Annotated in this window: 10 protein-coding genes; all 10 read right to left on the bottom strand. The window is 47.1% G+C overall.

What is annotated here, in order from left to right; all coding sequences use genetic code 11:
* Window positions 1–416 precede the first annotated feature (416 nt).
* The 10 genes from R6242_RS13450 to glgC all read right to left on the bottom strand — a co-directional run bounded on the left by R6242_RS13450 (window position 417) and on the right by glgC (window position 12,523).
* Complete coding sequence (locus R6242_RS13450) at window positions 417–887, bottom strand: copper chaperone PCu(A)C (protein WP_293935902.1); 471 nt, start codon at window positions 885–887, stop codon at window positions 417–419.
* A gap of 198 nt (window positions 888–1,085) precedes the next feature.
* Window positions 1,086–2,213 (bottom strand): hypothetical protein, encoded by a 1,128-nt coding sequence (locus R6242_RS13445; protein WP_318427594.1) that lies wholly within the window; start codon window positions 2,211–2,213, stop codon window positions 1,086–1,088.
* Window positions 2,161–3,303: a methanobactin export MATE transporter MbnM gene (locus R6242_RS13440; RefSeq protein WP_318427592.1), complete on the bottom strand. Its 1,143-nt coding sequence runs from the start codon at window positions 3,301–3,303 to the stop codon at window positions 2,161–2,163. The genes R6242_RS13445 and R6242_RS13440 overlap by 53 nt, the downstream gene beginning before the upstream one ends.
* The gene (locus R6242_RS13435; RefSeq protein WP_318427590.1) at window positions 3,300–4,238 is read right to left on the bottom strand and encodes an MbnP family copper-binding protein; all 939 of its coding nucleotides are present in this window, start codon (window positions 4,236–4,238) and stop codon (window positions 3,300–3,302) included. Before R6242_RS13435 ends, R6242_RS13440 begins: the two co-directional genes overlap by 4 nt.
* 249 nt (window positions 4,239–4,487) lie before the next feature.
* Window positions 4,488–4,874, bottom strand: a complete 387-nt coding sequence (locus R6242_RS13430) for a hypothetical protein (protein WP_318427588.1) — start codon at window positions 4,872–4,874, stop codon at window positions 4,488–4,490.
* Between the two features lie 211 nt (window positions 4,875–5,085).
* On the bottom strand, window positions 5,086–5,550 hold the full coding sequence (locus tag R6242_RS13425; protein ID WP_318427586.1) for a DUF2846 domain-containing protein: 465 nt from the start codon (window positions 5,548–5,550) through the stop codon (window positions 5,086–5,088).
* A gap of 667 nt (window positions 5,551–6,217) precedes the next feature.
* On the bottom strand, window positions 6,218–6,766 hold the full coding sequence (locus R6242_RS13420) for an NUDIX hydrolase (RefSeq protein WP_318427583.1): 549 nt from the start codon (window positions 6,764–6,766) through the stop codon (window positions 6,218–6,220).
* 97 nt (window positions 6,767–6,863) lie between these two features.
* On the bottom strand, window positions 6,864–9,311 hold the full coding sequence (locus tag R6242_RS13415; RefSeq protein WP_318427581.1) for a glycogen/starch/alpha-glucan phosphorylase: 2,448 nt from the start codon (window positions 9,309–9,311) through the stop codon (window positions 6,864–6,866).
* 223 nt (window positions 9,312–9,534) lie between these two features.
* Window positions 9,535–10,974, bottom strand: coding sequence for a glycogen synthase GlgA (glgA, locus tag R6242_RS13410; protein ID WP_318427579.1), 1,440 nt, complete (start codon window positions 10,972–10,974; stop codon window positions 9,535–9,537).
* A 277-nt stretch (window positions 10,975–11,251) separates the two neighbouring features.
* The gene (glgC, locus tag R6242_RS13405) at window positions 11,252–12,523 is read right to left on the bottom strand and encodes a glucose-1-phosphate adenylyltransferase (protein ID WP_293935912.1); all 1,272 of its coding nucleotides are present in this window, start codon (window positions 12,521–12,523) and stop codon (window positions 11,252–11,254) included.
* Between the last annotated feature and the right edge of the window lie 90 nt (window positions 12,524–12,613).

Below are 12,613 nucleotides of genomic sequence, written 5' to 3'. Positions count from 1 at the left end.
TTTCAGCAGGAATCTATTTTCTATATTAAGCAATTTAGGCCAATGCAGAGTTAAAGTAGCCAGAGCATCGCTCTTTATGCCGTAAGCGTGCTTGATTTAGCGCATATATTGGCATTTTATGCCGATGACAAGCGCATAAAATATTGTGAATTTAGAATAACGGGGAATGGGAGGTGAAAAAATTGCCAACATCATCAGCTTGCTCAAAGCCAAAACAAGCAATCAATTACTTACGAAATAAGAAATGTATCTAGCTTTACGAAAGCCATCTTGCAACACGCAAAGCGCCTCTCACAAAAAGCATAAATGTAGTAAGCACACGACTGGCCGTACCCTAATTAAATATCAGGCGTAACCAGCCGTGCCCCCTAGCCGCAGAGTGAGTTTGAAGCAAAGTAAGGCTTTAAGCGCTGCAATTAATGGAAATGCCCTTCTGCCGCTTTAGCGCCCACTTCACGCTCTTGCACCATTACCGACACCTCAACCGCGCCTGATTTTTTAAACTGTAATTTCAGCGGAAATTTATCCCCCGCCTTTAAGGGTTGTTTTAGGCCAAACATCATGAGGTGATAGCCCATACCCGGCTTCATCTTAATGGTTTCACCCGCCTTCACTTCCAGCTCATTAATCTGGCGCATTTTCATGACGTCCCCTTCCATGCTCATGGTATGCAGCTCAACCCGCTCGGCACGCTCTGTGCTGGCAGTAAGCAGCACATCGGCTTCGCCTTTATTTTCAAGCCCGATATAGGCCGCGCCAACGTCCTTACCAGGCAGTGTTGGCACCGAAAAAGGATGAACCACTCGAATATCACCCGCCTTGTATTCATGGGCAAACGCCGAAACAGACAAAATGGAAGAAGCGAGTAATACGGCGATTTTTTTCATTTTTAGAATTCCTGATTTAATAAAAGTAGAACATGGTTTAAAAAAGTTGCTGCGAAGCAATAAATCAGTCACGTAGGGCGGGTGCAAGCCAATCCTATCAACTTGAGGGCACTGTTGATCGTTAAACCTTAAGCCGATAACCTTTTTCTTCTACAGAAATTGTGTAGATACTTACACCCAACATGAAATACTTAACCATCAATACACCCGCACATTCATCTGCCATTGCAACATCGCCAAATGATTAGATTCACCACTACGCTGGGTTTGGTAAAGCTCTAACGCCAGCAAATGCGCAGGATGCGCTTGCCATGCTAGGCGTAGCCCAGTTTGGTACGGCTGCTCATCACTATTGGCGATGCCGTTTTTACTGGCGATTTGCGCAGCGTTAAAACCCACTAACTGATGGCTGCTCCCCATCCATTCATGGCGCAGCGCCAGCTTGATGGTTTCGGTGATCTTGATCCCACCCTCAAACGCTAAGCTGTTTAGCTCCCCCTGATAAGCAACGCGGCCCAGCGTGCTTTCAAGCTGACCGTCCTGCTGCTGCCAGCTCCACGCTGATTGCAGCCAGTATTGATTCCCCTGCCAGCCAGCCTTTGCGCGCAGCAACGTGGATTTGCCAGCCAAGCAATCTGTGAGCCTACCGCAGCCCACCGCCTGCCCAGCATGACTATGCCCGCTATGCGCGTCTGTGACTAAGGAACGATTTACCTCAGATAAATACGCAGCATGGCCTGCCACAAACCAAGGGCCATCCTGCCATACTAAGCCTGCAGTCCACATCGCACTTTCTGCCCCTGGATAGCCGTGGCCATTAAAAACACCCGCGTGCGCCGTCAGATTGCCCATGGTATAGCGCAGGGCTAAGCCATCTTCGTGCCAGTGATCATCAGCTAATACCGTATAAAGCCATAAATCAGGCAGCGCCCATGGGCTTAATCCGGCATCGGCAAACACGGGGGACTGCCGCCCTAAGGCCAGTTGAGCCGTTGCTACCTGATAACGAATCACCGCATGATCCAGCACCATGCCCTGCTCGTGTTCGTCGTAAGCAGCCACCAATAGCGTATCTACTTCTGGCGTCCAGCGTTGCCGCCATTCCAAGCCTGAGCCGTCATACCACGCGCCGCGCCGATCATCCCTGTTGCTACCCAATACGGGCAGGGTGCTGGGCCATGCCGAATCGCCGCTCAGATAACGGATATCAGCCAGCAGATTAATTTGCGTATCGCCAGCATTTTGATCATGTGGCCCGTCGTGGGCGATGGCGTTATTTGCTGCGGCGAGGATCAGCAAAGCGCTGATCATTAATAAATTTTTCATCGGTGAGTGTCTTTAAAAAGGCGACGATATTGGCTTTGTCTTGCTCGTTTAGCTGAATACGAACAATCAAATCGCTTTTAAACGGATTAAGACGGCCATCCCCGCTATGCGGGCCAGTCTTGATTTCACGCCCACCTGCGGCATAAAAATCCAAGGCTTCTTCCAGCGTAGCGATACTGCCATCGTGCATATAGGGTGCGGTGAGCGCCACATTGCGTAAGCTTGGCGCACGAAACATGCCCATATCACCAGCCACACCGCTCAGCTCAAACAAGCCTCGGTTAGGCTCGGGAAAGCCCCCTTTGCCATCGATATTGTAAAGACCGGTGTTATGAAACAGCGTCTCTGCCGTGTTAGAGCCTGCGTGACGTACCTGATCATTAAAATTAAAGCTGCCGTGGCAGTGAAAGCACTCCGCCTGCTCACCAAAAAACAGATCTTTACCACGCAGCTCGGCAGAAGATAGCGTGGCCCTGCCCTGCAAATACTGATCATATTTAGAAGAAGCAGAAATCAGCCCACGCTGAAAAGTGGCAATGGCTTTAATGATCTGGCTAAAGCCGATCGGCTCACCAGGAAAAACCTCTGCAAAACGCTGCACAGACTCACGATCAGCCTGAAAGCGCGCCAGCACCGTGGCTTTGTTCTGATCGTTGATGCCCATTTCCACCGGATGCTCGGCAAACAAGGGCACTTCCATTTGGCGCTCTAGCGTAACCAACGCAGGATTAGCCCAAGTGTAAGTGCTGTGCCAAGCCACATTAGCCAGATTCTGCGCATTACGCGGCGTGTGTTCACCGGTAGAGCCCGTCGCCACAGCGTGGCCATCCGTAAATGCTTTACCCTGCTCATGACAGGAAGCACAGCTTTGCTGGCCGTTGCCAGACAGCCTTACGTCATAAAACAAGGAGCGACCCAGCTGAAACTTGGCCTCGCTCATTGGGTTGTCGCTAGGCACTTTTGGAGTAGGGAAATAAAACGGCAGCTCCCATGACCAACTCGCACTTTGGCGAGCTGGGTCATCGGTAGAAGTGCCCGGCTGCACGCAGCCGCCGAGCACTAACGCTGCCAGCAGGCAGCGTAAAATCATTTCAGTTCAACCTTAAATACTTTAGAGAAGCTGCCATCGCCCTTAGCTAGGCCCGCATCCTGCTTGCCTGCGGCGGACTCATTCAGATTAAGATCAAGATTATTAAAGATTTGCGCGCATTCAGGATCGGTCGGCCCGCTCATGCACCCCATTGCCCCACCGGCATCTTGGCTCATATCTACCCCTTGCAAGAGGCTGGCTAAATCTAGCACCACCCGCTGCTTGGCCACATCAAAGCTGGCAAAGCGCAGAGGCAAAATATTGGGATTGCTGCAGCTAAATAGATTGGCATTCACCGCATCCGCCTTGCAGCCGGTTGCGCCTAAGTGAAAAAACCAATTCACTATTTTGCCATTCACCGCAGGCACATCCGGATTAAGCTCTAGCTGCACAAAGCGACGCCCCGCCTGCCAGCTCCAACCCAGCGCCATATTATTTAATGGCGAAGGCACGGCCATCGTGTCGCTGTGATTCAGAATCACCTCTTTGCCCGCCGCATCTTTGGCGGTATCAGGCACACCCACTTTAAAACTAAGCCCTACATACTGGCCGCCTGGCGCAGTACCCGTCACCTGCTGGTTTAGCTCTGAGCTACCAACGCAATGACCGGTTTTGTTTTCAAAATCCAGCATCGCCACATTCAGGTATTGCGAGGCATTTTGCGTTAGCGCCAACGGTACTTCCTGCCCTAGGGCATTAATCAGTTTGATATCGTGCACATAAAGACGAGCATCGCGCAGCTTGGCCGGTGTGGCGCGGCTCCCCAACGCTGGCAGTGTGGTATTACATTCCGCCATTTGCCCTCCTGCTTTCAGTGCAAACTGCACGGCAATCGCCTGATCAGGCAAAGGGCTAAGCGGCGTGGCCGTGGCGTTATCACCACTAGAATTGCAGGCAGACAAAATAAGACAAGCAAGAATTGCATATAAACGCATGGTTTTCTCCAAACAGCATAAAAAAGCACGCCAGATAAGCTGGGTGCAAAAAGGCTGAACAGATCCATGAATGACGCGCGAGTATTTAGACAAAAAGACTGAAAAACCTCAGATCTGTAAGCGCAGAGATTGGTGAGAACACAAAGCACACAGACAAGCCTTAGGTTTTCTCCGTGTGCTCTGTGTTCTCATTTGGCTCTGTGTCTACAGAACTTAGCTTTTTAGCAAAACGCGCATATCAAGAATCTGTTAGGAAAAAACAGGAGGGGCGTGGCCAGGGGGAGGGAGGGATAAATTGCGGTGCAGGCGCAATGGTGGCGCTGCTGGCATGCCAAAACTATGCGGCAACATAGCCACCGCCGCTACCATCTCCGGTATATCTAAGGCCGGAGCCTGAGTCTGATCAGCATGAGCGCAAAGCACGCAGGCAGGAGCTGCCTTTGCTAATAACGATTCAGGCTTACTACCTGGAAGTTGGCTGAGCTGATATTCAACAATCGGCGTCATCGTGCCGCAAAAAACGCTGCTTCTTAAAGCAGACTGCGGCAAAGTGGCGTGCAGCAAGGGCATCAGGACGTGCAGCATGATCGCCAAGAAGGCAATACGTAGGCTGAGCTGATAGCGGCGTGCTGTCATAAACCAGAAAGTGCGGAGAAAGATCAGATTATATTGGCATAGGCCACTGGCATCCAAGCAAAATCAGCAACACACACAAAATAACTAGCTAAGCGTAAAAGCACAGGCTTGATCTAACTCCCCAGCCGTCAGCAAAATGGTGGATAGCCAGAGCAGTTCTGCACTTCTACGCATAAGGGTTAAAAATCCCTTATTTGGCGGGTATTGCTGATTATTTTGCTGTGCTGCACTTACCCGATTTTGCCAGACTGAGCTTAGCAACATCATTTTTGCCTTGCTCTTCAGGTACTTGCTCTACACCAGCACCACCTACAAACACACCCATCTTAATATATTGACGAATGAAGTGATTTTTACCTTCTTCAAGCATCACTTCTAAAGTGTTTGGAGAGAATTCAGATTCAGTATCAATCTTATGGGTTTTTCCGCCTTCAACTTCTGTAAAGAAAAACACATCTGGAGCGCTTTCGCCGACACACTTGCCATCCACCCAAATATCTTTCTTGAGGGCTTTACCAACAAAGCTATTACGATAAACATAAACACCAGCCTTGCCTTGGCTTGGTGCATTAAATTCTTTTGCTTTTGCAGAATCAGCTTTAGAAGCCATATCGACAGATGCACAACCGGAAATGAACAGCGTTGCAGCTAGGGTAATAACGGAAAAAATCTTCATTAATGGTAAACCTATTGAGAATGCTAAATTAAGCAAAAGTTTATATACCCACACGATGCTTTTTTGCCAACAGTTAAGATGGTGGTGAGCACTTAGTGATGATAAGAGCCTCGAAAAACCAATATAAAAACAGAGCCATTATGTAGTTGACCTATAACGATATTTTTTAATCCACATCGCAACACAATGACGAAAAATGGTTTCTCTAACCATATCAACAGTATGGGATAAGTGTTAATTAATCTATTTAGTACATCGTTAATTGCCACAATTAACTTAAAAACCATCAGCTAGTAGCAATACAATTAACAAAAATGCCATAAGCATATATGGAAAATAAAGCAATAACAAGTGAAATTTAATTCATTATCAGGTACGAGTTCCATTCGGTTGAATCGAAGATAAGCCGAGAATAACAAGTTTTGATGCTTAAATTTTAAGTAGGGAACAGAATATCATCCTCGAATTTTTATCGATGATCCGACAGCGTAGCGGAGCTCCGAGAATGACACTACTGATTTTCCTAATATCCAATCAAAGGTATTTGAAAATTAATTCGAAGTTATTAATATTTCGAGAAATTTTTATTTATTTTAATAACATTACGTCATAAATATTTAACATAAATCATGTAATTAGCAAAGAATCAATCCCATTTAGAGAACTTCTATCTACTCAGTATTTTCTCCGCCCAAAAGATCCCTGCTACGGTTTTGCCATCGGTGATCGAGCCGTCCAGCACACCAGCAATCAGATCATCTAGGCTCACCGCCACGCATTCCACAAACTCACCTTCATCCAGCTGAGCCTTGCCTGCAGTTAGGTTTTGCGCCAAGTAAAAATGGATTTCTTCATTGGTGTAGCTAATAATCGGGTGATGAACGCCTAGTTTTTGCCACTCTAGTGCGGTGTAGCCGGTTTCCTCCAGCAGCTCACGCTTGCCACAAGCCAGAGCATCTTCACCAGCATCCAGCTTGCCTGCGGGAAACTCCAAATACACGCGGTGCATAGGGTAGCGATACTGCCGCTCCATCAGCAGCCTGCCATCGGGCAAGATGGGGATAATCATCACCGCACCGGGGTGCAGCACATATTCCCGCGTGGCTTCACTCCCGTCAGGCAAGCGCACAATATCGCGATTAATATGTAATAAAGCTCCATCAAATACCCGCTCGCTGCTGATTTTTTCTTCAATTAAGTGCTGATCTTTTTGCATTATTTTCCACTATAAAAATATACTTTCAGTATTAAACACGAGGCAGATGACATTAAACCACTGTGCTTATTTCAGCATGAGCATCATCAACCTTGATCTATAATTTAACACTGCTGCTATGCCATATTTTACGCGCATATTCGCTAATACTGCGATCTGAAGAAAAACGCCCCATCCCAGCCACATTCAGCAAGGCTTTTTTATGCCATTCCAATGGTTTTAAATACAGGGCATCGACTTTCCCTTGCACTTTGACATAATCAGCAAAATCTGCCAGCAATTGATAATGGTCACCCCAATTGACCAATAAATCAAATAACACCCGATACCGCTCCGGCTCATCTGGGCTAAATAATCCTGATGCGATGCTATTTAATACCTCATGCAAAATCGGGTCAGCCTCATAAATCGCCCGTGGGTTATAGGATTCTTGCCGCAGCCGCTGCACCTCCTCGCTATTATTGCCGAAGATAAAGATGTTTTCTGCTCCTACCGCTTGGCCAATTTCAATATTGGCACCATCTAAAGTGCCAATCGTTAATGCCCCATTTAATGCAAACTTCATATTTCCCGTACCCGATGCCTCCGTCCCCGCCGTGGATATTTGCTCAGATAGATCTGCGGCGGGGATAATGATCTCTGCCAAGCTCACGCTATAATTGGGAATAAACACCACTTTAAGCTTATCACCGACCCTAGGGTCATGATTTATCTTTGCTCCGACATCATTAATTAAATGAATTAATAATTTAGCTGTTTTATATGCCGATGCTGCCTTACCTGAAAAAATCACCACCCTGGGTACAATGACCGCATCTGGATTTTTTAAAATAAATTGATAGCGCGCAATCACATGTAATACATTCAACAATTGCCGTTTATATTCATGAATACGTTTTACTTGCACATCAAATAGCGCATCAGGGGAGATCTCCCCACCCAAATGCGTCGCAATATAACGAACCAAACGTTCTTTATTTTGCCGCTTAGCCGCCATAAAACAATTTATAAAACCTTTATCCTCAACTAAAGGTTTTAGCTCGGCTAATTCATCTAAATTTACCCGCCAAGTTTTGCCAATTTTATCGTCTATTAAATCCGCTAACGGCCGATTTGCCTGTGCCAACCAACGCCTAGGCGTAATGCCATTGGTTACATTGGTAAAGCGCTCTGGATAAATACGGGCAAAATCGGCAAAGATGGTTGATTTCATTAATTGTGAGTGCAGGGCTGAAACGCCATTCACTTTATGGCTAGCCACTACAGCAATATAGGCCATTCTAATTTTACGCTCACCCGATTCATCCACCAAAGAAACACGGCTAATCAAGGCATCATCACCCGCAAAACGTTGTTTCACCTCAGCTAAAAACCGCTCATTAATATCAAAAATTATTTTTAAATGCCGGGGCAATAAATGAGAAAACATCTCTACCGGCCATGTTTCTAACGCTTCGCTCATCAGGGTGTGATTGGTATAAGAAAAAATCTTTTGCGTGTATCCCCAAGCAGTATCCCAATCCAGATGAAAATCATCCATTAATAAGCGCATTAATTCTGGAACAGCCAATACTGGATGTGTGTCATTTAAGTGAATGGCTGTTTTATCACTTAATTGATTAAAATATTCGTGGGTGAATAGATAGCGATGCAAAATATCTTGTAAAGAGGCCGAAACAAAAAAATATTCTTGCCGCAGCCGCAGTTCTTTACCGTGCAGCGTTGAATCATCAGGATATAAAACCCGTGATACGTTTTCACTATGGTTTTTTTCTTCTACCGCAGCTAAATAATCACCCTGATTAAATTTAGATAGATTAATCCCGCGTGAGGCTTTAGCCGACCAAAGTCTTAAAGTATTTGTGGCCGTGGTTTGATAGCCTGGAATAATATAATCATAAGCCATCGCCAATACATTTTGCGTATCTAGCCAATGCACGGTAGCGCCTTCAGTTTCTATTCTTCCGCCAAATTGCACCACATATTGAATTTCATCACGGGGGAACTCCCATACATTTAAAGCAGATAGCCACGTATCGGGTGCTTCTATTTGCTGGCCATCAATAATGCGTTGTTTAAACATTCCAAAATCATAGCGAATCCCATAAGCAAAGCCAGGCACGCCCATGGTAGCCATTGAATCTAAAAAACAAGCAGCTAAGCGCCCCAAGCCCCCATTGCCTAAGGCGGCATCAGGTTCGTAATCTAGAATCTCATTTAGATCCACCCCCATTTCATCTAGCGCGGCTTTAACCGGCTCAAATAATTCTAATGCTAATAAGGCATTAGATAGGGCACGGCCAATTAAAAACTCCATCGATAAATAATAAACCCGCTTTAAATCCTGAGAATACTGCGCCCTTGTGGTGCGCATCCAGCGTTCTACCAATCTATCCCGCACCGCCAAAAAAGTGGCATTCAACCAGTCTTTAGGCTGTGCCACGATAGGATCTTTACCAATAAAAAATACCAGCTTATTAGCAATAGCATGCTTTAAAGCCTCGGTATCATTACCAGGGGAATCATATTCAAAAGATACCGTCATCGGGTGCTCCTTTTATTACTATTTAAAGCGCTGTGTAGGCAAATCCCAGCAGATAACCCAAGAATATTAATTAGTGCACAGCTAAACCGTAATGCGCCAGCGTGGCTATTAAATAAGCGCCATAGGGTTCACCTAAAAACTCATTAAGCCTTAGGCGGCGCATGGCTGGAAAAAATATTTCACCTTGCTCGAATTTCAACCAATACTTTTACGATAATTGCCGTCATTTGGTAAGCAACATTTTTTGATATAGATCCGCATACTGCCTCGCTGCAGCGGCCCAGCCATAATCAACCTGCATGGCGGTGCGTCTTACTGTTTTCCAATCTTTAGTACGCTGCCACAGAATAAAAGCACGGCGTAGGCCTTGAGATAGCCCTGCAACGCTAAAGTCATCAAACACAAAGCCCGTAGCGCTTTCGTCGGCCAAGTTTTCTAAGCTGCAATCAACAACCGTATCGGCTAGCCCCCCCACTCTGCGTACTAGCGGCAGTGCACCGTATTTTAAGGCATACAGCTGGGTGAGGCCGCATGGCTCAAAACGGCTGGGCACCAGTAAGACATCAGCAGCGGCCATTAAGCGGTGCGAGCACGCTTCGTCATAACCAATTTGCACCGCAATTTGCTCAGGATTTGCGGCGGCGGCAGCTTTAAAAGCGTCTTCAAGCTGGGTGTCGCCCCCACCCAGCAGCACAAACTGCCCTCCCCGAGACGTGATTTCATCTAAAGCTGCCAGCACCAGATGCAGGCCTTTTTGTTCGGTGAGGCGGCTGACCACGGCAAACAAAGGCTGATCAGTAACTTGCGCAAGCCCCATGCGCAGCTGCACATCCTGCTTACATTTAGCCTTGCCTTGGGTTTTATCTACGCTGTAATGGGCGGCGATCAAAGGATCAGTATGCGGGTGCCACACTTGCTCATCCACACCATTCAAAATGCCACTTAAATCAGCAGAACGGGTGCGTAGCAAGCCGTCTAGGCCGCAGCCCTGCTCATCATGGGTGATTTCTTGCGCGTAGCGTGGTGAAACGGTGCTGATCTGATCGCAAAAATACAGCCCCGCCTTCATAAAAGAAATCTTGCCGTGAAACTCTAGCCCCTCCACTGAGAAATATTCTGGCGGCAGCGCTAGGCTGGCAAAAGCCGCAAGGGGAAACAAGCCTTGATAGGCAAGGTTATGCACAGTAAATACACTTTTAGCTGGCCGGCCCGCCGCCACTAAATACGCCGGAACCAAGCCCGCATGCCAATCGTGCGCATGCACCAGCTCGGCCTGCCAAAAAGGATCTGCGCCACTGGCTAGCTGTGCGGCCACCCAGCCCAATAATGCAAATCGCAGATGATTATCGCTGTAAGGCTGCTGCCCAACATCCAAATAAGGGCTACCTGGCCGATCAAAGCAGTGTGGGGAATCGATCACATAGGCGGCAATACCGGTGGAAGTGTGGCCGAACAAGAGTTTAATTGGCCCTGCCATGCTATTGAGCGTGGCCACTTCGCCCTGAATATCTAAGCCATTCAAAATAGCAGGGAACCCCGGCAAGAGCACACGCACGTCGCACCCCTGCTGCGCCAAAGCCAGCGGCAAAGCCCCAGTGACATCCGCCAAGCCACCCGTTTTTAGCAAAGGAAATAGCTCGGCACAAACGTGTAAAACGCGCATAGATTGCTACCATTGGGTTTGAAAAATTGATCGGCAAAAACACGCCGCAAGATCAAAAAATACGTCATCCACAAAAAACACATCAAGCACGAACTGATAGGATTGGGTATCCCCACCATTTTATTTACATATCGATCAAAATCAATCGCTTATAAAAAACATAACAATGAGTGCAAGCTGAATCAAACCAATCTGTATTTTTGGCTTTTTTCGTGTATTTAGTGTATGAAAACCTTAGCGCGTCACATCCCCTCTGTGCTTCAAGATTTGGGTTAAATCATAACTTCGCCAACATTTCTCTGGTCACCAGCACCACGCCGCCTTCTGAGCAGTAAAAGCGGCGCTCGTCTTCGCTGCGGTCTTCACCTATCACCGTGCCCTCTGGGATTTGGCAGCCGCGATCAATCACGCAGCGGCGCAGGCGGCTAGACCTACCTACCGTTACCGATGGCAAAATCACCGCAGAATCAATGGCGCAAAATGAGTGCAAGCGCACTTTAGAAAACAACACCGAGTTATTTACAAACGAGCCAGAAACAATGCAGCCGCCCGATACCAAGGAATTAAGCGTCATACCGTGGCTGCCATTGATATCTTGCACAAATTTAGCAGGAGAAAGCTGCTCTTGATGCGTCCAAATCGGCCAATCTTTATCGTAAATATCTAAATCAGGCAGCACCGAGGCCAAATCTAAATTGGCCTCCCAATACGCATCCACCGTCCCCACATCGCGCCAATAGGGCGGCGCATTCGTATCACTAGAGACGCAAGAGGCTGAAAACGGATGCGCCAATGCACGGCCCTCCGCCACAATGCGCGGAATAATGTCTTTGCCAAAATCATGGCTGGAGGCATCGTCGGCTAAATCTTCGGCCAACATACGGTTAATATAATCAGCGTTAAAAACGTACACGCCCATTGATGCTAGGGCCTTATCATTTTTATTGGGCATAGCGGGCGGATCGAGTGGTTTTTCAATAAAGGCGGTTATTTTTCTATTTTCATCCACCGCCATTACCCCAAAAGCCGAGGCGGCCGTTTTATCGACTTCAATACAGGCAATAGTACACGCCGCATTATTTTCGACGTGATCGAGTAGCATGCGGGAGTAATCCATTTTATAAATATGATCCCCCGCCAATATCACTACATATTGCGCTTTGTAGCTACGGATAATATCTAGGTTTTGAAATACCGCATCGGCGGTACCGCGATACCAATGTTCCTCGTCCACTCTTTGCTGGGCGGGGAGTAAATCGACAAATTCATTCATTTCATTACGCAAAAACGACCAGCCGCGCTGCAAATGCCTGAGCAAGCTATGCGACTTATATTGCGTAATCACACCGATGCGACGAATCCCTGAATTAAGGCAATTTGATAAGGCAAAATCAATAATTCGATATTTACCTCCAAAATGCACCGCAGGCTTAGCACGGTGATTGGTTAAATCCTTTAAACGCGAGCCACGCCCACCCGCTAAAACCAAAGCCACCGCCTGATTAGGTAGTTGCCGTGCCAACACCAGTTTATCAATCGCTTCCATCATATCGCTCCCTGCATCAGATCATATTAAGCAAAGCTGGCGTGTATTTCCGGAAAATAATGAAAGAGCGAGCTATTTAATGCAAAAAAATAG

This window comes from Iodobacter sp. CM08 (assembly GCF_033446605.1).
Classification (GTDB): Bacteria; Pseudomonadota; Gammaproteobacteria; order Burkholderiales; family Chitinibacteraceae; genus Iodobacter.
Note: the sequence above shows the minus strand (reverse complement) of the source record. Positions and strands in the feature narration are given on the sequence as shown.

Coding starts and splice junctions, on each gene's coding strand:
- R6242_RS13425 (WP_318427586.1), bottom strand. CDS start 5,550: ATGAAGATTTTTTCCGTTATTACCCTAGCTGCAACGCTGTTCATTTCC.
- glgC (WP_293935912.1), bottom strand. CDS start 12,523: ATGATGGAAGCGATTGATAAACTGGTGTTGGCACGGCAACTACCTAAT.
- R6242_RS13415 (WP_318427581.1), bottom strand. CDS start 9,311: ATGACGGTATCTTTTGAATATGATTCCCCTGGTAATGATACCGAGGCT.
- glgA (WP_318427579.1), bottom strand. CDS start 10,974: ATGCGCGTTTTACACGTTTGTGCCGAGCTATTTCCTTTGCTAAAAACG.
- R6242_RS13420 (WP_318427583.1), bottom strand. CDS start 6,766: ATGCAAAAAGATCAGCACTTAATTGAAGAAAAAATCAGCAGCGAGCGG.
- R6242_RS13440 (WP_318427592.1), bottom strand. CDS start 3,303: ATGATTTTACGCTGCCTGCTGGCAGCGTTAGTGCTCGGCGGCTGCGTG.
- R6242_RS13450 (WP_293935902.1), bottom strand. CDS start 887: ATGAAAAAAATCGCCGTATTACTCGCTTCTTCCATTTTGTCTGTTTCG.
- R6242_RS13435 (WP_318427590.1), bottom strand. CDS start 4,238: ATGCGTTTATATGCAATTCTTGCTTGTCTTATTTTGTCTGCCTGCAAT.
- R6242_RS13445 (WP_318427594.1), bottom strand. CDS start 2,213: ATGAAAAATTTATTAATGATCAGCGCTTTGCTGATCCTCGCCGCAGCA.
- R6242_RS13430 (WP_318427588.1), bottom strand. CDS start 4,874: ATGACAGCACGCCGCTATCAGCTCAGCCTACGTATTGCCTTCTTGGCG.